At 65.3% G+C, this 19,740-nt stretch carries 16 protein-coding genes and 1 tRNA gene; 10 read left to right on the top strand and 7 right to left on the bottom strand.

The genetic code is table 11. From position 1 onward, the window contains the following. Positions 1-93: 93 nt before the first annotated feature. Together ACNI3R_RS06690 and ACNI3R_RS06685 are read right to left on the bottom strand one after the other, a co-directional pair. Positions 94-2,316 carry a TonB-dependent receptor gene (locus tag ACNI3R_RS06690; RefSeq protein WP_426181022.1) on the bottom strand — a complete coding sequence of 741 codons (2,223 nt, stop codon included), beginning with the start codon at positions 2,314-2,316 and terminating at the stop codon, positions 94-96. A 73-nt stretch (positions 2,317-2,389) separates the two neighbouring features. Further along, entirely contained in the window at positions 2,390-3,691 is a 1,302-nt protein-coding gene (locus ACNI3R_RS06685) for an MFS transporter (RefSeq protein WP_426181020.1), read from the bottom strand. A gap of 138 nt (positions 3,692-3,829) precedes the next feature. On the opposite strand from ACNI3R_RS06685, the gene ACNI3R_RS06680 reads away from it, so the two are divergent. The 4 genes from ACNI3R_RS06680 (at position 3,830) to ACNI3R_RS06665 (ending at position 8,569) form a co-directional block, all read left to right on the top strand. Continuing rightward, complete coding sequence (locus tag ACNI3R_RS06680; protein WP_426181018.1) at positions 3,830-4,483, top strand: cytochrome b; 654 nt, start codon at positions 3,830-3,832, stop codon at positions 4,481-4,483. A gap of 48 nt (positions 4,484-4,531) precedes the next feature. Continuing rightward, the gene (locus ACNI3R_RS06675) at positions 4,532-5,488 is read left to right on the top strand and encodes a hypothetical protein (protein ID WP_426181016.1); all 957 of its coding nucleotides are present in this window, start codon (positions 4,532-4,534) and stop codon (positions 5,486-5,488) included. Positions 5,489-5,629: 141 nt separating this feature from the next. Then, positions 5,630-7,135, top strand: coding sequence for an aldehyde dehydrogenase family protein (locus ACNI3R_RS06670; RefSeq protein ID WP_426181014.1), 1,506 nt, complete (start codon positions 5,630-5,632; stop codon positions 7,133-7,135). 48 nt (positions 7,136-7,183) lie between these two features. After that, positions 7,184-8,569, top strand: a complete 1,386-nt coding sequence (locus tag ACNI3R_RS06665; RefSeq protein WP_426181012.1) for an MFS transporter — start codon at positions 7,184-7,186, stop codon at positions 8,567-8,569. Here the strand turns inward: ACNI3R_RS06665 and ACNI3R_RS06660 are convergent. After that, the gene (locus ACNI3R_RS06660; RefSeq protein ID WP_426181010.1) at positions 8,541-9,908 is read right to left on the bottom strand and encodes an MFS transporter; all 1,368 of its coding nucleotides are present in this window, start codon (positions 9,906-9,908) and stop codon (positions 8,541-8,543) included. The two genes, ACNI3R_RS06665 and ACNI3R_RS06660, sit on opposite strands and share 29 nt — an antisense overlap. Continuing rightward, positions 9,905-10,798: an alpha/beta fold hydrolase gene (locus ACNI3R_RS06655; protein WP_426181008.1), complete on the bottom strand. Its 894-nt coding sequence runs from the start codon at positions 10,796-10,798 to the stop codon at positions 9,905-9,907. The genes ACNI3R_RS06660 and ACNI3R_RS06655 overlap by 4 nt, the downstream gene beginning before the upstream one ends. A 115-nt stretch (positions 10,799-10,913) precedes the next feature. Between ACNI3R_RS06655 and ACNI3R_RS06650 the strand changes: the two genes are divergently transcribed. From ACNI3R_RS06650 to ACNI3R_RS06635, 4 genes are read left to right on the top strand one after another with little or no spacing between them, the layout of a single operon-like run. Then, a complete protein-coding gene (locus ACNI3R_RS06650; protein ID WP_426181006.1) occupies positions 10,914-12,218 on the top strand; it encodes a M24 family metallopeptidase in 1,305 nt (434 codons plus the stop codon). Beyond that, positions 12,215-13,015, top strand: a complete 801-nt coding sequence (locus tag ACNI3R_RS06645; RefSeq protein WP_426181004.1) for an LLM class flavin-dependent oxidoreductase — start codon at positions 12,215-12,217, stop codon at positions 13,013-13,015. The genes ACNI3R_RS06650 and ACNI3R_RS06645 overlap by 4 nt, the downstream gene beginning before the upstream one ends. Continuing rightward, entirely contained in the window at positions 13,012-14,247 is a 1,236-nt protein-coding gene (locus tag ACNI3R_RS06640; RefSeq protein WP_426181002.1) for an LLM class flavin-dependent oxidoreductase, read from the top strand. The genes ACNI3R_RS06645 and ACNI3R_RS06640 overlap by 4 nt, the downstream gene beginning before the upstream one ends. Continuing rightward, positions 14,237-15,205, top strand: a complete 969-nt coding sequence (locus tag ACNI3R_RS06635) for an alpha/beta fold hydrolase (RefSeq protein WP_426181000.1) — start codon at positions 14,237-14,239, stop codon at positions 15,203-15,205. Before ACNI3R_RS06640 ends, ACNI3R_RS06635 begins: the two co-directional genes overlap by 11 nt. Here ACNI3R_RS06635 and ACNI3R_RS06630 read toward each other — a convergent pair. Next, positions 15,183-16,427, bottom strand: a complete 1,245-nt coding sequence (locus ACNI3R_RS06630) for a serine hydrolase domain-containing protein (protein WP_426180998.1) — start codon at positions 16,425-16,427, stop codon at positions 15,183-15,185. The two genes, ACNI3R_RS06635 and ACNI3R_RS06630, sit on opposite strands and share 23 nt — an antisense overlap. Positions 16,428-16,640: 213 nt before the next feature. Here ACNI3R_RS06630 and ACNI3R_RS06625 point away from each other — a divergent pair, with 213 nt between their 5' ends. Next, positions 16,641-17,849, top strand: coding sequence for an FAD-dependent oxidoreductase (locus tag ACNI3R_RS06625; RefSeq protein WP_426180996.1), 1,209 nt, complete (start codon positions 16,641-16,643; stop codon positions 17,847-17,849). 62 nt (positions 17,850-17,911) lie between these two features. Further along, positions 17,912-18,658, top strand: coding sequence for a maleate cis-trans isomerase family protein (locus ACNI3R_RS06620; protein WP_426180995.1), 747 nt, complete (start codon positions 17,912-17,914; stop codon positions 18,656-18,658). On the opposite strand, the gene ACNI3R_RS06615 is transcribed toward ACNI3R_RS06620, so the two are convergent. Further along, positions 18,612-19,541, bottom strand: a complete 930-nt coding sequence (locus ACNI3R_RS06615; RefSeq protein WP_426180993.1) for a metallophosphoesterase — start codon at positions 19,539-19,541, stop codon at positions 18,612-18,614. The genes ACNI3R_RS06620 and ACNI3R_RS06615 overlap by 47 nt on opposite strands. 43 nt (positions 19,542-19,584) lie before the next feature. Further along, positions 19,585-19,660: transfer RNA gene (locus ACNI3R_RS06610), tRNA-Lys, on the bottom strand. Positions 19,661-19,740 lie beyond the last annotated feature (80 nt).

The following is a 19,740-nucleotide window of genomic DNA, read 5'->3' as shown; positions in this document are numbered from 1 at the left end:
ATTCGCAAGGTGGCGAATGCGGGCTGTCGGTCTTCTATAGGTCATGCGGTCGCGCAGGCCATCGCTGGTCGGCCGCTATTGTCCGCTTGCCGGTCAGATCTTCACGCGAAGACGGCCGGTGAAGCGGCGGGGATCGCCCGGAAACAGCGAGATGAAGTTCGCGGTCACCGTGCGCTGGTCGGTCAGGTTCGAGACCTCGAACGAGATGCGATAGCGATCGTCATCGGTCGTGAAGCTGATCGCGGCGTCGACGAAATCCTCGGTCGTGGTCTTGGTCGTGTTGAGGATGGCGACCCAGTAAGGCGAGTTGTGGCGCCAGTTGGTGCTGCCGGTGAAATAGCCGCCCAGGCTGGCAACCGGGACGTCATAGGACGCGCCGGCGCTGACCTGGAAGGTCGGCACGCGGACCGGGGTCAGCGAGGTGGTCAGCGTCGTCGCCAGCGGTGAGATGTAGGTGTAGCGGCCCTTCATGTAGGACGGGTTGGCGAACAGGCTGAGGTTGCCGAACTTGGCGGTCGCTTCCACTTCGACGCCATAGACACGGAAGGTGCCGGCGTTGAACGGCAGGCTGGCGATGACGCCCAACGAGTTGGGCACACCGGCGGTTACCTGAAGGTCGGTGGTGCGGGCATAATAGCCGGTGACGTTGAGGCGCAGCTTGCGATCGAACAGCTCCGACTTGATGCCGGTTTCATAGGACCAGGTCTTTTCGGGCCGGAAGGTGACCGCGTTCTGCGGAAGCGAGGCGGTGCCGTTCCAGCCACCCGACTTGAAACCATTGGTCGCCGACGCGAACAGCATGACGTCAGGGTTGATCTTGTAATCGACCGCGACGCGGGGGGTGAAGCGCTTGACCGTCTGCTTGAGCGGGATGCCGAAGGCCGCGACGGCGGCATTGCCATAGGAGAGCGTCGGGAACTGCGTGGACCGGATGAAGTCGAGCTTCTTCTTCTCCCAGGTGTAGCGGCCGCCGAGCGTGAGGGTCAGCTGCTCGGTCGCGTGGAAATCGGCCTGCGCATAATAGGCTGCCGTCTCTACGGCATGTTTGTAGAGCGCGTCCTGGATCGGGCGGAAGGCGGTGGTGCCGCCGGAGAAGCTCGTCTGACGATCGTCCGAGGTCTCCTTGAGATAGAAGAGGCCCGTGACGAGGTCGACCTTTTCCCCGAAGGAATAGTTCAGCTTGAGCTCGTGACTATGTTGCTCGTGAACGGCATTGTCGACGAGGATGAAGCCGGCATATTTGTTGACGGCCGAGGCATTATATTCGTTGATATAGCCCTGGTCGAGGTGGCGATAGCCGAAGATGTAGGTGATCGAGCCGTTCTCGATCTCGTAATTGGCGTTGCCGCCGATCGCGAAATTTTCGGACAGGTTGCAGTTGCCCCGCTCGAGGGTCAGCAGTTTGGTGACATTGTCGCCGCCGCAATTGGTCTGCGAGAGGCCGGCTGCGCTTTCGTAGAAGACGGGGCGCGTCGTGGCATTCTTGACGTAGGGGTTGATACCCGGAACGCTGCGAAGGCCGGTATAGGTGCTCCGGTTGCTCGTGAATTCGGCGGACAGGTCGATCGTCAGCCCGTCAGTCGGCAGGAAGCGGACGTCGCCGCGGACGCCATAGCTCTCTTCGCCGTTCAGCCAGTCGCCATTGGTGATGTTCTTCAGATAGCCGCGATCATGCACGACGAAGCCGGACAGCTTGGTCAGCACCTTGTCGCTGACCGGGAGGTCCGCGCTCGCCTTCATCGTGTAGCGCTGGTAAGAACCGGCGGTCAGTTCGATCTTCAGCCCGGCATCGGGCGAAGGCTTGCGCATGATGACGGCGATCGCGCCGCCGGTGGTGTTGCGACCGAACAGCGTACCCTGCGGTCCGCGCAGGACCTCGACGCGCTCGGTGTCGAAAAAGGCGTAGTTATTGGCGTTCTGGCGCGCGATGTAGATGTCGTCGACATAGGTCGTGACCGGCGCGTCGAACGTCGCGGTGGACTGCGAATTGCCGAGGCCGCGCAGATAATAGGCGTTTGCGGTCGCGAGACCTGCATTGTGCTGGGAGATCATGCCCGGCACGAACTTCGAGGTGCTGATCGCATCGAAGACCGCCAGCCGTTCGATCATCTTCTCGCTGAACGCGGTGACGGTGACCGGCACCGACTGCAGTTTCTCGGCGCGGCGCTGCGATGTGACGACGATATCCTCGAGGCCCTGCACGGCGTCCGAACTGGCCTGCGGTGCGGTCGGGCTGGACGCCTGGGCATAAGCTGGGCCTGCGGCGAGAATGATCGGACCCATGAGCGAGGTAAGCAGCAAACGGTGGCTGGTCATGTCTTTCCCCTTTTTTCGGCCACGTGCCGAACACGCGTGCCAGCCACTATTGTTATATTGATATACTCTTAAGTCAAATGGATCGGTCGGCTTTATCTGATGCGGTCAGTCGGGGGTATCTCCCGAGAAAAAGAAAAGCCGCCGAGCAGACAGGAAGAACGACCGCTGACGCCAGCAAGGCCGGGGCGAAGTCCTGGGTGCGATCGCGAATCACGCCGAAGACCAGCGGGGCGAATCCTGCGCCGGTCGCGAAGCACACGTAGAAGATGCTGTAGATCGCCGAATAGGCGCGCATCCCGAAGAAGCGGGAGGTCAGATAGGCGACGACATCATATTCGATGCCGAGCGCAAAGCCGATGAGGAGGATCGCGAAGCGGGCCATAGCCGGATCGAGGGTGCCACCCGCCAGGATGACACAGGAAATTGCCGGCATGCCGAGCAATATGAACGCGACCGCCGGTGCCCAGAACCGATCGAGCAGCAGACCGCCGATCAGACGCCCCGCGATCGACGCCAGACCGATGAGCGGCGTGATCGTGAGGATCGTCTGCGGGTCGAGGCCGCGGTCGAGCAGGATCGGCTCGAGATTGGGTACGGCGCCGGCGAGCGCGAAGGAGATCGGAAAAAGCACGATGGCGATGAGCCAGAAGCGCCAGTGCCGAAGGGCCTGTCTCCGGCTAAGCCCCGTCAGCGCCTCGGCGCCTGCGCTCTGGATCGTCATTGCGTTCCGGAAGGAGGGCGTGCCCTTCTGTTCGCGAAACAGAAGCATGACCATCGGCAGAGCCACCAGCAGCGGAAGCAGACCGAGCGCGACATAGCCTGCACGCCAGCCGTGAAGCCCGATGACCCAGGCGAGGAGCGGCTTGCAGACTATCCCGAAAAGGCCGGTCCCCGTCATCGCGATGCCGAGCGCCAGGCCCCGATGACGGTCGAACCACTGGTTGACCGTCCTCGTGAAGGTGATCGGCAATGTGCCCGCCCCGAGCGCGGCGGCGACCGCCCAGGTCGCATAGAACTGGATCAGCGAGTTGCCGAGGGCGGCCAGCGAGAGATAGGCGAGGCCGAAGCAGGCGAGCGAGGCGATCGCGATCGGGCGAGTTCCATATCTGTCGCAGAGCATGCCGGTTATCGGGGCCGCGACGATGACCGTCACGGTGGTGATGGTCAGACCCGCCATGATCTCGCCGAGCGACCATCCGAACTCGCGCGCCAGATGCGGTGCGAACACGCCTGCCGTGTAGAAGGGCATGGCGGCCAGGCCGCAGCCTATGCCCAGAAGCGCTGCAAGAAGTATGGGCCATCCCCGCCGAAACTCGCTGCTGCTTTGGCCGGTGTCGCTGACATCGGCCATTTCACCATCAATTTTTGCCTGCATGCCGCACACTCCAGTGGCTCCCGCAATACAGGACCATCTTGCTGTCACCGAACCCACAGGAAGCGCCCAGTCTATCCGGCCAGTGGGCACGAGCGTGTGCGATATTGAGCGGAGCGATCGGTAGCGCATCACCGCAGGATGACCCGATCAGGAATTGAGAGCACCCGGCGCGCGCATGCCGCCGAGGCAGCGACAGGCTGGACACGCACCGCCCGGTGGCTGCATTGGAGCACTGCGCTTGCCATCGCGGTGGAGGTCCCCGCAGGCTTCACCATGGCGTGGACCTATCTGGACGGCGTGAAAGGCGGGCCCCTCGCAGGCCTCCAGATCCGGGCGAGCCAGGTCCACCACACGCTGGGCATGATCCTGCTCTTCACGACACTGTTCCGGCTCTACTGGCGGGGGCGTCATCCGGCACCGGCCCTGCCGTCGGAGGTTTCCGCTCCGGGCCGGCTGCTGGCGCGTATCGTGCAGGCGGCCTTGTACGCCTTGCTCCTGCTCATCCCCCTCAGCGGTTGGGCAGCGCTCTCCGCACTGGCAGGAGGCGCAGGCTTTCCAGCACCGGAAATGTGGTTCTTCGGCCATGATGGTTTTGGCCCCGGCGGCATCATTCCGCATCTCGTCGCACCGCGTCCGTGGAACGATCCGCTCGGCTATGGGCTTTTCGCACGCGCGCATGTGTGGATGCTGTGGGCAGGGGGTGGCTTGCTCGCGCTCCATATTGGCGGCGCCATGAAGCACCATCTTCTCGACCGGACGCCTGTGTTGCTCCGCATGATGGGCCGCAAATAGGCCGACCTCTCCCATTCTCCTCCACGCGATCATTGGCGGCCCAGAAACATGCTTTCATTGGACAATGGCTTCGAGGAGGCGGTCGGCATCGTCGCCGACTGTCAGGCAAGCGCCCAGCGGCTTTGCCGCGCCTTCGACTATAAGATACGCCATGAGGGGACGCTCCCGACAGCTGCCGGCCAGCTGCTCGGTTTGGATAGCACGGCGGCACGCGAAATCCTGATCGCACACCCCGATGCGGCGCGCGGCGCAATCCGCCTCGTCACGCCCGAAGGGCTGCCCGGCCCGCTGATGCGCGACGGCGCTCAGGCGTGGGACAGCGGCGGCATCTTCGACATCAATATCCGCGCGCTGGCGGGGATAGACGCGTTGCACCGCCAACTCGGCGCGGCAGGCTTCCGCGCGCACGCCCCCATCGTCGATTGGGACTTCGGCGTGCTGTCGGTCCGCGAGGTCGTGGAGAGCGATGCCGATGGGCTGTGCATCGCGCTGATGGAGCGCATCCACCCGCCGCTTACAGGCTATGACGGCCTTGGCGGCAATGCGTCCTGGGTGTTCAATTCGACCCAGGTTGTGCCGAATTTCGACGCTGCGCGCGCCTTGTTCGTCGACCATCTCGGCTGGCTGCCCGTACAGGAGACCGAAGGGCCGGCGGGGACAGTCGGCGGCGCCAACTGCATGGGTCTGCCGGTCGCGCTTGCCGGCGATATCCGGATGCGCATCGGCATCTACCACCCACGCGGACGCATGGAGGGGTCGATCGAGATCATCAGCTATGGTTGCGGCGGGCTCGACTTCTCCGCCGCCCGACCACCCCAGCGTGGCTGGGCCGCCATACGACTTCCGGTGACGGACCTCACCGCCTTTGCCGCCGCCATGACCCAGGCAGGCTGCGCGGTCGGCAAAACGGTGCGGTTCCATTGGGCGCCGCATGGCGATGTCGAGGCGCTTGCCGCGACCGCGTCCTGGGGTGCTCGCTTCGAGGCACTGCGGCTGCTGGACTGAGCGCCGGCACAGGCAACAAGACCTTTTCGGACAAACCTATCCGCCAAGCGGTTTTTCGGACGTGGCGCCATGGCTGCCGCCAAGCCGAACAGGCAGTCAGATTGCAACAAGAGGAGCATCCTCCAAGGAGCAATCACGGTCATGGCTTTCGATCCTCTCGCGCTGCGCCCCACCAATCTCGCCTTTCTTGCCCGCCGCGCAGGCGGGGAGGGGCTGCTGATCGACGGAGAATGGCGCAAGGCCGAGAACGGCGCCGACTTTGCCACGCTCGATCCGGCGACCGGGCGGGAAACGGGCCGGATCGCAGCGGCAAGCCCTGCCGATGTCGATGCTGCGGTGAGCGCAGCCCGTACGGCTCTGGCGGGTTGGCAGGCGACCATGCCGGTCGAGCGAGCGCGTATATTGTGGCGCGTCGCCGATCTGATCGAAGCCCATATCGACGATCTCGCGGAGCTCGAGACGCTCGACCAGGGGAAGCCTCTGTTCGTCGGCCGCTGGGCCGAGATACCGGGGGCGATCAACCAGTTCCGCTTCTTCGCCGGTCAGGCGATGGCGATCGAGGGCAATTCGATCGAGAGCTCGATCAACTATCAGCCGGCCGGCCGGCAGATGCGCAGCTGGACCGTGCGCGAGCCGGTGGGCGTCGTCGCCGCGATCGTGCCGTGGAACTCGCCGCTGGTTCTCACCGCGATGAAGCTGGCACCGGCGCTTGCGGCCGGCTGCACCATCGTCCTCAAGCCGGCCGAGGACACCTCCCTGAGCGCGCTGCGCCTCGCCGAACTCATGCTGGAAGCCGGGGTGCCCGCAGGCGTGCTCAACGTCGTCACGGGTCTCGGCGGCCAGACCGGGGCAACCCTGGCGGCGCATCCGCAGGTGGACAAGATCGCCTTTACCGGTTCGACGGCGACGGGCCGGGCCGTGCTCGACGCCGCCAAGACCAATTTCAAGCGGGTGACGCTCGAACTGGGCGGCAAGTCGCCCTCGATCGTGTTTCCCGACGCCGACATGAGCATCGCCATTCCGGGCGTTGCCAATGCGATCTTCTTCAACGGCGGGCAGGTCTGCATCGCCGGCTCGCGCCTCTACGTCCACCGCTCGGTCCACGATCAGGTGGTCGAGGGCGTCGCCGCCTATGCCAGGGGGCTGAAGATTGGGCATGGCCTTGCCGCCGACACGCAATTGGGTCCGGTCGTCTCCGCGCGCCACGCCGAGCGCGTCGAGGGGTTCCTGCAGCGGGCGCGGGGCGAGGGCGCAACGATGCTGACAGGCGGGGAAAGGACCGGCGACGCCGGCACCTTCATCACCCCGACGGTGGTCGTCGACGTCAAGCCGGGCATGGAAATCGTGCGCGAGGAGGTGTTCGGCCCGGTGCTGGTCGCCCAGGCCTTCGACGAGCCCGAGGAGGTCATCGCCGCCGCCAATGACAGCGACTATGGCCTGGCGGCCAGCGTCTGGACCGAGAGCCTGTCGACCGCGCACCGCATGTCCGGCGCGATCCGCGCGGGAACGGTGTGGATCAACTGCCACGCCATGTATGACGCGTCCTTGCCGATCGGCGGCGTCAAGCAGTCTGGCTGGGGCCGCGACAGCGGCAAGCAGGCGCTCGAAAACTATCTCGAATGGAAAACCATCTGCGCCTGCGTGTGATAGGCTGAGCCACCCGCCCGACCGAATCCCTCTTCTTCCGGGAACGCCATGACCGCAACGACCGCCGCCGCCTCGCCCGCCAAACCGACCGACGAGGTGCCGACCGGCGTCGTCCTGCGCTACGGCGTGGGGCAACTCGGTGCGCAGGTTTTCCGCGATACACCCGCAGTTCTCCTGCCACTGTTCATGACGACGATGCTGGGCGTTCCGGCCTGGCTGGCGGGCCTGGTCGTCTTGGTGCCCAAGCTGTGGCTGATCCTCTGCGATCCGCTGGTCGGCGCCTGGTCCGACCGGTTGAAGACCGCAATCGGCCGCACGCCGTTCCTGATCGGTGGAGCAGTGGGCACGACGATCGGCTTCATTGCGCTGTTCGCCTTCACCGCCTATCCCAGCCCCTATGTCGCGGCCGCTGCGATCTGCGCGCTGTTCTTCCTCGCCTCGACCGCGTTCAGCATCTACTCGGTCCCCTATCTCGCCATCGCCGCCGAGCTTTCCGGCGATCCGCATCAGCGCAACCGGATCATGGTGCTGCGGATGGTCTTCGCGACCCTCGGCGTGCTGGTGGGTGTCGGGCTGGCGCAGCCGATCGTCGTCCATTTCGGCGGGGGTGCCGCCGGCTGGCACGCGATGAGCTGGATCTTCGGCGCGATCTGCCTCGCCTCGATGCTGACCACCGCCAGCGGCATGCGCAAGGTGCCGCTGATCCAGGCGGGCGCGGTGGCCGGAAGCCTGCGCGAGCAGCTCCGGGTCGTCGGGCGCAACCGTCCCTTTCTCATCCTGCTGGCCACCAGTTTCCTGTCGAATATCGGGCAGGCGGCGAGCTACACGGTCATCGGCTTCGTCTTTCTCTACGCTATCCAGGCAATCTGGCTGATCCCGATCTTCATCCTGTGCATGTCGGCGGCCAGCCTCGCGGCGCAGCCGTTGTGGCTGTGGCTGCCGCGCCGCATCGGCAAGCCCCGCGCCTATGTTCTCGCCTCGCTCGTCTGGGCGGCGGTCACGGTGACCTGGCTGTGGGTGGGTAAGGGCGGCGCCGACGTCGCGACGCTCCCCGGCGGACAGCCCGTCAACAGCCAGCATCTGCTGATCCTGGCCCGTGCGGTCGTGATCGGCCTTGCGAACAGCGGCTTCATCCTGCTGGCGCTGTCGATGATGACCGACACGGTCGACTATCAGCGCCGCACGCAGGGCGTCGCCAACGAGGGCGTCTTCGCAGGCCTGTTCTCGGCCATGGAGAAGCTGGCCTTCGCGCTTGGCCCGGTCATCGCCGGGATCGTCATGAGCGCCTTCGGCTTCGTGTCCTCGACCGGTGGTGCTGCGGCGCAGAGCGACCGGGCGATCACCGGAATCATCCTGCTCTACAGCGTGATCCCCGCCAGCCTGCAGGGCATCGCCTTGCTGGTGTTCAGCCGTTACCGGCTGCCGCGCTCCTGACCCTTTCGAGCTTCGCCTCGTCGAGATCATAGGCCCAGAGGAACAGGCCGTTGATCGCGAACATCGCCATGGGGATGACCGCATAGCCGAGCTGCAGGGCGAGCATGGCGCTCGCCGGCTGCTCGACGATCGCGCCGCCGGTGGTCGGCACATAATGGAACAGGCGCAGGAAGACGCCGAGCACCGCCACGCCCAGCGCGAAGGCGACCTTTTCGATCACCGCGATGGTGCTCGACAGCAGCCCCTCGCGCGCCTGACCGCTGACGAGCCGGTCATAAGCAAGCGTATCGCCCAGCATCGAGATCGACATCAGGATGATCGCGCCCGACCCGGCACCGCTGGTGATGCCGCGCAGGACCAGCCCGACCGTGCCGGTGGACCGATCGGCCAGCAACCAGCTGAGCGCGGTGCCGCAGAACAACAGCACGCCCGCGAGATAGGTGGCGCGCTTGCCCCAGCGGCGGCCGCAGCGGACCCACAGCGGCATCGACAGCGCGACGACGATGTTCTGCGTCACCGCGAGCACGATCTGCCCATCATAGCCGACCCCGAGCACGTTCAGCATGAACAGCAGGCCGGTGGACGCGATCGAGGCGAAGGAGAGGAACTGGAAGACCTTGGCCCCCAGCAGCAGCATGAAGGGTCGGTTGCGGCCGATCGAGCGCAGGTCGGCCAGGCCGGGGAGATGACGACTGGTCGCAACGCCTTCGCCATGCTGGACCGGGACGGCGAGGGCGGTTGCCGTCATCGCGCCGCCGATGATCAGGGCCATGACCAGACCCATGGTGAAATAGCCGTCGGCACCGCCGCCACCGCGCTGGATCAGGCTGGCTGTTACCGCCATCGCGAGCAGCTGGCCGATCGAGACGAACATGGTGCGGAAGGACAGCAGGCGCGTGCGCTCGTGGAAGCCGTTGGTCAGCTCGGCCGGCATCGCCATATAGGGCACGTTGAACAGCGAATAGGCGGTCGAATAGAGCAGCAGAGCGGCAATCATCCAGGCGATCAGCGGCCCCTGACCGGTGACCGGCGGCGCGAACAGCATCAGGAAGGATGCCGACGACAGCAGCGCGCCCGCCAGAAGGAAAGGCTTGCGCCGTCCCCAGCGCGAACGCGTCCGGTCGCTCATCGAGCCGACCGTCACGTCGATCACCGCATCGGCGAGCTTCGACACCATCAGCAGGAAGCCGGCAATTTCCGGCGACTGGCCGAGCACCGTGGACATGAAGGCCGGATAATATGCCGTCACGGCGTTGAGCATGATCGAGACGCCGACCGTGCCGACGCCGAAGCCGAGGCAAATCGACAGAGGAAGCTTGTCGCGGGTGGCGTTCATCATGCGTCTCCACCGACAAGGAAGTGCGCCATGGCCGCCGCCTTGGCGGCATCCCCCGCCCCGATGCTGACCGCCCGGCCGTCGGCAAGGATTTCGAGCGCGCGGGCGACCGAACGGTTGAGGATGTCCAGTTCGCTGTCCGGCTTGAGCAGCAGTGTCGGCGCGGCGATCCGCCCCATCCGCTCGAACGCCTTGTAGCGGAAGGCTGCGATATAGGGCTTCGAATAGCTGCCGAGCGACTTCAGCACGTCCAAGGTAATCCGGTGGAGGATCTCCGGCGGTGGGATGGGTACGGCCAGTCGGTTCTGCGGCTGCTGCATGAAATGGGGGAAGAACAGCGCCTGATCGCGGCAGAAGTTGAACGCCCAGATCAGGTGCCTGCCATAAGCGTCGGGTTCCACCACCGGCGCATAATTGGCGATCACCGCCTCGCGCAGGTCGTCGGGATATTCGGTGATGCCGTCCAGCACCACGCGGCGAATGCGCTCCGGGAAGGCCGCCGCCAGTTCGCAGGCGATGCGCGCGCCGGTGTGGGTGCCGTAGACGTCGACCGTGGCGAGCCCCAGCACATCGCACAGACGGCGCATCGCATCGGCGAAATAGCCGATATCGGGTTCGTCTAGAGCGGGTATGCAGGAGTCTCCGTTGCCCGGCGTGTCGGGCGCGACGATCTCGCCCCGAACGCCGGTTGCACGCAAGGCCAGCATCAGCTTCTGCATGAACCAGGAGGATGCGGGGGAGGCGTGCAGGAGCAGCAGCGGGGGAGCCGATGGGTCGGCTGCCATGAGCCGGCGCAGATGCACCTGGCCTTCCTCGATCCGGACGAAGGCGCGTTCGATCGCCTCAGGGGCGGGGGCGGCGGCGGAGCCAGACGGCCGGGTGCTATCATCCATAGAATGAGGCTAATCCAAGCCCCGGTCGCCCGACCAAGCTTCACCCACCTGTCCAGCTGGCGGATAGAGCAAAGCTTTCGGAGCCCAGCCGAGGAACAGGCCGCAGACTAGGCGGGTGATCGCGACCCCGAAATCCGACGACGATGCTCTGCTGCTGGTCGAACTGGGACAGCGGGGGCCGATCAATATCGAACGCGCACTGGCCGTGATGGGAAGACACGGTCTTGACGGGATCGTCCTTGGACAGCCGGTCAACGTGTTTCATGCCCTCGGCCACTGGCCGCAGATCGCGCGGACCCGTACCGGACAACCGGCGGGGACCTTCGCGCTTCTTGCACGGGGGCGGCCCGAGCAATGGGGCCTCGTCACCAGCCGCTTCCTGCATCAATATAGCTGGGCCGATGGCCGCAACCGCGACGACGTCGGGCTGTGGCTGTACGAGGCGCTTGGCGACGACGCTTCGCTTCACGATGCATCGGGTGGTGGCGGAGGCCCGCTGTTCACCGATCGCGGCGCCGTTCCGCTGTCCCCGGTCGAGCGGCATCGGGCCGCGATTGCCTCTCAGGCGAACGAGCGTCCCGCCTTGCCCGACAGCGGCGCTGCGCTGGTCGCTGCCATGCGCGATCTCGGGCTCTGGTCGGGCCGGATCGGCTATGACGAGCCGGTGATCGCCGAGGTGTGCCGGCGGCGCGACCATCCGGGGGAGATCGTCCCCGCGCTCAACGCGCTGTGCGAGATCCGCCTCATCAAGTCCGATCTGGAACGCCGGCTGATGGCGCGCGCGGCGGCGGAGAACGTCGCGGCGCTCGACGCCACCGGCCGCGCCATTCGCGCGGGAGCGACCCACCGCGAGCTGCAGGATCTGTTTCGCGTCGAGGCCGCCTTGCGCGGCAACAGCGCGGTCTTCCTCAACGTCGACCGGGTTTCGGCCGATCACTCGATGGGCCGCGTTGTCGAGGGGCAGACGCTGATGCTGGACGGGGTCAGCCACTTCCTCAACTATCATGGCGATTTCGCGCGGACCGTATTCGTCGGCGAGCCGCCACGTTCGGCGGCCCGCGCCGCCGAGGCCGCCGCCTTCGGCTGGCAGGCGGTGCGCGAGCGGCTGCGTCCCGGCCTGCGCTATTCCGAGATTTGCGCGATCGGCGCCGATGCCGTCCGCAAGGCCGGCTTTGACACGATCATCGGCTTCGGCCCGCACAGCGTCGGGCTCGCCCATACCGACGAGCCGGGAGAGGACCATGGCGGCTTCTGGCGCAAGCCGGACATCGTCCTCGAGGCCGGCATGATCCTGTCGGTCGATTGCCCGGTGATGGACATCGGGATCGGCGGATCGGCGCATTGCGAGGATCTAGTCCTCATAACCGACGCGGGCTGCGAGCCCATTCACCCCCTCCACGATCCGGTGATCATCCTATGAGCAGGGCCTTTCTTCTTTCGGTATCGACGGGCGATCCGCGCCTGAACGATCCCCTATGGGCACGGCACGTCCTGTCCGCTGCAGAGCAGGCGGGGATCGACCTGTTCGTTATGGGGCGCCCCGACGCCCGCCCTTTCGATGCACAGGTGATCCTGGGCTGGGCAGCCGCCGCGACGAGCCGGATCGGCATCGTCGCCACCGTGCCCGCCGCCACCTCGCATCCTTTCCATGTCGCGCGCGCCTTGTCGGCGGTCGATTATCTGGCGGACGGGCGGAGCGGGTGGCTGCCGCTGTCCGGGGGCGCGCCCGACGGCATGGCCGAGGACATGGTCGCCGCCGTTTGCGGCCTCTGGGATGGCTGGAGTGCCGACGCGTTGATCATCGACAAGGCGTCCGGACGCTATCTCGATGCGTCCAGGGTGCGACCGACCAACCATGAGGGCCCCTTCTTCAAGGTTGCCGGGCCGGTCAACGCTATGCGTCCGCCGCAGGGTCATATCCTGCTGCTGGTCGATGGTGCAGATCCGGTTGCGGTGCCGGATGCCGACATCGCTCTGGTCGAGGAAGGGCAGGCACTGTCGGCACGCCGCCGGCTGCTCAAGGCCGGTATCGACAGCGATCCTGCCGCCCTTGCCGAGCGCTTTGCCCGGCGCGAGCTCGATGGCGTCCATTTCGCCTTGAACGATGCGATGGCCGACATCGCGCTGATCGCGGAACGCTTCGGCCATCTGGTCGATCCGCGCGAGGGGGAGACGCTGCGCAACCGGCTCGGTCTCGCCCTCGAGGAGTTTGCATGATGACCGAGCATTGCGCCCCCCAAATCCACCTCTGGGCCTTTCTGCAGGGGATCGGCCACTACCCGAGCGGCTGGCGCCATCCGCAGGCGACGCCCGCCGAGGTCTTCACGATGGACTATTATCGCCGCGTCGGTCAGCTGGCCGAGCGGGGACGCTTCGACGCGATCGTGTTCGGCGATCAGCTCCACTCGCGCGGGGCGGGCGGACGCACATCGGAGCGGCTGGCGATGCCGACACTCGATCCGGTCACGCTGCTGGCAGCCATGGCGGCGGTGACCGAGCATGTCGGCCTCGTCGCAACCATATCGACCACCTACAACTCGCCGCAGATGCTGGCCGAGCGGCTGGCGACGATGGACCGCATTACCGGCGGACGGGCAGGGTGGAACATCGTGACCTCCGCTTATGCCACCACCGCCGGCAATTTCGGTGAGGACCAGATGCCCGAGAAATCGGCGCGCTACGCCAATGCCGTGAGCACCGTCGCCGAGGCGACCCGCCTCTGGCAACAGGCAGAGGTGCCGATTCCACAGGGCCGGCCGGTGTTCATCCAGGCCGGCCAGTCCGGCGAAGGGCGCGATTTTGCCGCGCGTGCGGCCGAAGCGATCTTCTGCCCGGCCGCGACGATCGAAGACGGAATCGCCTTCCGCACCGACCTGCGCGAGCGGATCGCCGCCGTCGGTCGCAATCCCGACGCGGTCCGGATCATGCCGGGCCTGTCCTTCATCCTGGCGCCGACCGAGCAGGAGGCACTGGCCAAGGACGCCGCCCTGCTCGATCTGGCCGATCTCGACCTGTGCATCGAATATCTGGCCGAATCGCTGACGGTCGATCTGAGCGGGCAGGATCCTTCGGCGCCGATCCCGCTCGACTATATTCTCGATACCACGCTCGCCCCGCGCGAGGACATCGCCAGGGTGCTGACCGGTCCGGCATCGAAAGGGATTTCACTCGGCGCGTTCGCTACCGCTTATGTGCGAACGCCACGTGGTCACAATGTCTTCAGGGGTACGCCCGAGCAGATGGCCGACATGATGATCCGCTGGGTCGATGCCGGCGCCTGCGACGGCTTCACGCTGCAGCCTGCCTGGATGCCGGGCGAACTCGAACTGTTCGTGGATCAGGTCGTGCCCATCCTGCAGGAGAAAGGCCGCCTGCGCCGGGAATATCCGGGCAAGACCCTGCGCGATACGCTCGGCCTCGGACCACTGGGGGCGAACCTTGCTGCATAAGGCGGCCCTGATCGCCGCCACGCTGTTGGCGCTCTGCCAACCCGCATCGGCAGAGCAGTTCAACCCGTCGGATCGCGCCACGGTCACGGCGCGTTGGGCGCAGGCGCCGTCGCGCTTCGTGACCGTCGACGGGGTGCCGATCCACGTCCGCGAGGAGGGACGGAAGGGCGCTCCGGTCGTCGTCCTGCTGCACGGTTCGATCGTGAACCTGCATGAATGGGACGCGGTCGCTGCGCTGCTGAAGAAGAAATATCGCGTCGTCCGGTTCGACTGGTCGCCTTATGGGCTGACCGGTCCCGACCCCAAGGACGTCTATTCCACCCCGCGCGCGGCCGAACTGATGGACGGACTGATGCGGGCGCTCGGCCATGAGCGCTTCGTGCTGGTCGCGACCTCGAACGGCGCCAATGTCGCGCTCGAATACAACCGCGCCTTTCCGGGTCATGCGACCGCCATCGCGCTGTCGATCCTGCCGCTCGCACGCCCGAGCCAGACGCGGAAGGTGGATCCGCGCCTGCTTGCCCTGCTCAAGGCGACCGACCAGTACACACCGGGCTGGCGTCCGCACGAATTCTGGCGGCTCGTGATCAAGGACACCACGCCGGCCGGCTTCGAGCCGCCGCGTGCCTTCGTCGATTCGATCTATGACATGAATTCGCTACCCGGTGCGCTTGAGCGGCAGGCGCGCTATATCGCCGCCAATACCCAGCTGTTCCGCACGACCGATGTCGGCGCGGTGGCCGAGACGGTGACCGTACCGGTGCTGCTGCAATGGTGCGAGGTCGACGATGTGATCAGCCAGGGCCCCGAGGCCTCGGTCGCGCGGTTCCGCAACACCCGCGTCGATCTGATCCGCTATCCGGGCCTCGGTCATTTTCCGATGATCGAGGACCCGGACCTGTTCGGCGGAGATCTGTCGCGCTGGATCGCGAAGGTCAGTCGCCGCCGCGCGAACTAAGCCCCCGGATCAGCGTGTTGGGCAGGAAGGCATTGTCCCATTCGGGACGGCCATCCTTGGGCGCAGGCGGAGTCGCCCCCACGCGCAGGACGATCAGCCGATTCTTCGGGCTGATCGCCACCTGCTGATTGGAATTTCCGTCGAACATGAACAGTGCGGGATCGAGAAAGGGCTCGCTGTGAAGCACCTGCGGCCCGAGCATCCCCGGGGCACCGAAGGGCCGGCGCTGGCGATAGGGTTCGCCCAGCCAGATGCCGAGCCCGAAATTGGGGTTCTGCTCGGTGCCCTTGCGCATCTCGGCGACATAGCCGTCGGGCAGCAGCCGCTTGCCCTGCCACATGCCGTCCTGGAGCAGCAGCACCGCGAAGCGCAGATAGGTGTCGGCCGGCATCGTCGCGCAGCAACCGGCATGGGCGAGGCCGCCCGGTTTCCCGACCCACAACGTTCCCCCCTGCGCACCGAGCGGCTTCAACACCTCGCGCGTCACCCAGTCGCCATAGCGCATCCCCGTGGCCCCTTCGATCACCATGGCGATCGCTTCGCTGGGCGCATTGGCATAGGAGTAATGCTTCCCCGGCTCGTGCGGCATCGGATAGGTGTCGATGATCCGGTCACCGAAATCGGGATGCAGCAGGACACGGATATAGGGGTGATTGGGATCGGTGCTGAGCCCCTGGTCGAGCATCCCCGATCGCATATCGAGCAGATAGCGGATCGTGATCTTCTCTTTCGGCGTGCCCTTCGCCTTCGGGATGAAATCGGCGATCGACTGGTCGATCGAGCGGATCTTGCCTAGCGCCAGCGCCCGGCCGATGGCGATCGCCGTCAAAGGCTTCGACAGCGACTTGGAGGTTAGCGGCGTATGCTCGGTCACGCCCGGCGCATACCATTGGGTGACGAGGCGGCCGTCATGCCAGACCATGAAGGCGCTGCTGTTCATCTGCTCGGCATAAGCGCGCGCTGTCTCCAGAGCCTCCGCCGAAATGCCGCTTTTTTCCGGTGCAATCCTGGGCAGCGGCTTCCAGCGCCTTGCCCCCACCAGCGGCTCGGTCGGCTCATAGACCGGGTTTGCCATGTCCTTGAGATAGACGGCGACCCTCTGTCGATAGATGGCTTCCGGATCGTCCGTGGGAGACTGGGCCGACACGGACGGCATCAGCCCGGACAAGGACAGACCCATCAGCGAGACCGCTATGGCCGGCGCACGGAAGCGTGAAGTCATGGTTGCACCCCTCGATAATCCTCTACGGCAAGTGAGCGCCGATCGCCATAAAGGGCGAGGCTCGCCGCGTGCTTCCTTGTGACCGCCGACCAGACATTTTCGTGCGATCGACCGGTCAATCACCGCAAGGCGGATAGTTCACCGGCTTTCGGCGCAGCCCAAAGACGAGCGGTCCATAGTTCCATCTGCAAGTAAGATTGGAGTCCGCTCGATATGACAGGGGTTGATCGGTGTCAGGTAGCGATCGTCGGAGCCGGTCCCGTAGGGACGGTTCTCGCCACGCTTCTGGCCCAGGCGGGGTTTGACGTTGTCGTGCTGGAAGCGGGCGAGGATTGCGCCCAGGACCTGCGCGCGTCGACCTTCCATCCGCCAACGCTGGAAATGCTCGACACGATCGGCATCACGCCGATGCTGCTCGAAAAGGGGCTGAAGGCGCCCGTCTATCATTGGCGGGACCGCACGACCGGTGAGGTCATCGACTTCGATCTGTCGGAAATCTCGGACGTCACGCGCTATCCGTTCCGGATCCAGTGCGAACAATATCATCTGTCGCGTGCGCTTGCCGGCGGGCTGGAGAAATATTCGAACGCACGGATGATGTTCAACAATCGCCTGCTCACCTTCGAGGAGGACGAGGATGGGATCGACCTGTGGACGGAGACGCCCTACGGGATCAACCAGCTCCGCACCGACTTCCTGATCGGGGCCGACGGCGCCAATTCGATCGTGCGCAAGTGGCTGGGCATCGAGTTCGACGGCTTCACCTATCCCGAGCGCTTCCTGTGCCTGTCGACCGATCTGGAGCTTGCCGATCATCTGCCGAATCTGGCGCTGGTCAACTATGTGTCCGATCCGAAGGAATGGCTGGTCCTCCTGCGCGTGCCCTCGCTGTGGCGCGTCCTCGTTCCCACCGACGGCGCGCAGAGCGACGAGGATCTTCGCTCGGATGCAATGAAGAACGGCATCTTCGATCGGCTCGTCGGCGATGGCGCTTCGGTCAGGACCGAGCATCGGACGCTGTACCGGGTCCATCAGCGAGTTGCCAAATCCTTCCGCGAGGGGCGCATCATGCTGGTGGGCGATGCCGCCCACCTCAACAATCCGCTCGGCGGCTTCGGCATGAATTCGGGCGTCCATGATGCCTTCAACCTGTTCGAGAAGATCGAGCCGGTGCTGAGGGGCAAGGCGGAGCTCGACACCAATCTCGCACTCTATGATCGTCAGCGGCGCGAAGTGACGCACAGCTTCACCCAGATGCAGACCAAGGAAAACATGGCCTTCATCAAGAGCGGCCAGGACGAAGCCCATGAAGCGCGCCGTCTCAAGATGCTGGGTATCAAGCAGAATGACGAAACCCGCCGTAACTATCTGATGCGGCAAGCGATGTTCGACAGCCTCGCCCAGGCGGCTGCGATCAACTGAGCAACACCGGGCGCAGCAGCGGAGGGGCTTGCTGCGCCCGTTTCACCGGAGAACACCCAAAAATGGTCGACGTTCAGGGATACCGTGCCTGTCTCGGCGTGATCGCCCCTTCCACCAACACCACCGTCCAGCCCGACATGGAGCGGATGCGCCCCGCCGGGGTGACCAACCATTTCTCCCGAATCTTCGTGGAGGACCCGGTCGCCCTGTCGAACGAGGACTTCATCGCGGGCACGACCGCGATCGCCGAAAATACGATGGACGCGGTTCGTTCGGTCATGACCCTGCGCCCCGAATATCTGGTGCTCGGCATGTCGGCGATCACCTTCTACGGCGGTGTCGAAGGCGGCCGGAAGTTCAAGGCGGAGGTCGAGACGCTGGCGGGAGTCGGCGCATCGACCGGGTCGGAATCGATCGCTGCGGCGCTTCACGCTTATGGCAATGTGAAGAGGGTCAGCTTCGTCTCGCCCTATTATCCGGTCGCCAATGCCGAAGTGCGCCGCTTCCTCGAAGAGTCGGGCTTTTCGGTGGTCCGCGACGTTCCGTTGCTGTGCAAGCGCTGGACCGACATCGCCAAGGTCACCCCGCAACGGTTGCGTGAGGTGATCGATCATCTCGATGGCCCCGACGTCGATGCGATCGTCCAGGTCGGAACCAATTTGTCGATGGTGAGCCTCGCCGCAGAATATGAAGCGAAGCTCGACAAGCCCGTAATCGCGATCAACAGCGCGACCTACTGGCACGCGCTGCGGACGCTGGGCATCACCGACCGGATCGAGGGCCTGGGACGGCTGTTTGCGGAGTTTTAGAGCGGGCTCCAGTGTCCGGCCCCGACAGATTCGATTTGCTGACGGTGATGACCCACATATCGGGTGGAGCGCCAAAGCGGAGCGGGAGCAGGCTGGTCCCTAGCCCCGCGCCGACCACCAGTGTCTTGCCGCCTTCGACGACCACACCGCACGCATATCTGTCGCCATAGGCGGACATGGTGGACAGGGCGCCCATGACGGGCAGTCTGATCTGACCGCAATGGGTATGTCCCGCAAGCATGAGTTCCACGCCGTCCGGAAGGGTGGGGAAGGGGTCCGGGCTGTGGCTGAGCAGGATCGGCGCCCCGCCAAGCTTGGTCATGGCGTCCAGCGTCGCGTCGAGATCGTCATGATGCGTGAAGGCATCATCCAGGCCTCCGATAGCCAAAGGGCCTGCTCGAACGGCGCTATTGTCCAGCACGGTGACGCCGATCCTCGCCAAAGCCACCCGCGCGATTGCGGCGTCGCGCCAGTGATCGTGATTGCCCAGCACGGCAAATGTCCCGAAGCGACTTCTCAGTTTTCGAAGCGGAGCGACCGCCTCAGCCAGCGAATAGCGTCGCGTGGAAACGCTCTTGTCGCTGACCAGATCTCCCGCGATCAGCACGGCATCGGGCCGCAGGGCGTTCGCCTGCTCTACGATCCGAGCGAGGCGGGACGGAGGCATGTCTGGCCCGGCCACATGAATGTCGGAGATCAGCAGCAGGCGGAGCCGCTCGTCAATGCTGTCGGCCGGCAACAGGGCGACCTCGGTATGGCGGACGATGGGATCGACCAGCGCGTTCCAGTAGGAACGGCCGACGAACAAGCCGAGGACAAGGGTGGCTGCGAACAGAATGCTCGCTACCCTCTTCCAGAGGGATCGCCACCTTTGCGTCGGCATTTCTGACCTCGCCGGACCGGTGCTATCATTCTTGGGAAGGGAATGGTGGACGCACTAGGGCTCGAACCTAGGACCCGCTGATTAAGAGTCAGCTGCTCTACCAACTGAGCTATGCGTCCACTTTCCGGCGGCGGGGGATGGTTGGTCCCGCTGTGGAGGCGCGCCTTTAGCACCCGCTCCTTTGAAATGTAAACCGCCA

The sequence above is a fragment of the Rhizorhabdus antheiae genome (assembly GCF_049889055.1).
In the GTDB taxonomy this organism is placed as follows: Bacteria; Pseudomonadota; Alphaproteobacteria; order Sphingomonadales; family Sphingomonadaceae; genus Rhizorhabdus.
The sequence above is the reverse complement of the archived record's forward strand: the minus strand, read 5'-3'. Positions and strand labels throughout refer to the sequence as shown.

What these genes read in the sequence shown, in the direction of transcription:
- ACNI3R_RS06675 (WP_426181016.1), top strand. Translation starts at nt 4,532, where the DNA reads ATGCTTTCATTGGACAATGGCTTCGAGGAGGCGGTCGGCATCGTCGCC.
- ACNI3R_RS06615 (WP_426180993.1), bottom strand. Translation starts at nt 19,541, where the DNA reads ATGCCGACGCAAAGGTGGCGATCCCTCTGGAAGAGGGTAGCGAGCATT.
- ACNI3R_RS06680 (WP_426181018.1), top strand. Translation starts at nt 3,830, where the DNA reads ATGACCCGATCAGGAATTGAGAGCACCCGGCGCGCGCATGCCGCCGAG.
- ACNI3R_RS06655 (WP_426181008.1), bottom strand. Translation starts at nt 10,798, where the DNA reads ATGGATGATAGCACCCGGCCGTCTGGCTCCGCCGCCGCCCCCGCCCCT.
- ACNI3R_RS06625 (WP_426180996.1), top strand. Translation starts at nt 16,641, where the DNA reads ATGACAGGGGTTGATCGGTGTCAGGTAGCGATCGTCGGAGCCGGTCCC.
- ACNI3R_RS06630 (WP_426180998.1), bottom strand. Translation starts at nt 16,427, where the DNA reads ATGACTTCACGCTTCCGTGCGCCGGCCATAGCGGTCTCGCTGATGGGT.
- ACNI3R_RS06660 (WP_426181010.1), bottom strand. Translation starts at nt 9,908, where the DNA reads ATGATGAACGCCACCCGCGACAAGCTTCCTCTGTCGATTTGCCTCGGC.
- ACNI3R_RS06665 (WP_426181012.1), top strand. Translation starts at nt 7,184, where the DNA reads ATGACCGCAACGACCGCCGCCGCCTCGCCCGCCAAACCGACCGACGAG.
- ACNI3R_RS06670 (WP_426181014.1), top strand. Translation starts at nt 5,630, where the DNA reads ATGGCTTTCGATCCTCTCGCGCTGCGCCCCACCAATCTCGCCTTTCTT.
- ACNI3R_RS06620 (WP_426180995.1), top strand. Translation starts at nt 17,912, where the DNA reads ATGGTCGACGTTCAGGGATACCGTGCCTGTCTCGGCGTGATCGCCCCT.
- ACNI3R_RS06685 (WP_426181020.1), bottom strand. Translation starts at nt 3,691, where the DNA reads ATGCAGGCAAAAATTGATGGTGAAATGGCCGATGTCAGCGACACCGGC.
- ACNI3R_RS06645 (WP_426181004.1), top strand. Translation starts at nt 12,215, where the DNA reads ATGAGCAGGGCCTTTCTTCTTTCGGTATCGACGGGCGATCCGCGCCTG.
- ACNI3R_RS06690 (WP_426181022.1), bottom strand. Translation starts at nt 2,316, where the DNA reads ATGACCAGCCACCGTTTGCTGCTTACCTCGCTCATGGGTCCGATCATT.
- ACNI3R_RS06640 (WP_426181002.1), top strand. Translation starts at nt 13,012, where the DNA reads ATGATGACCGAGCATTGCGCCCCCCAAATCCACCTCTGGGCCTTTCTG.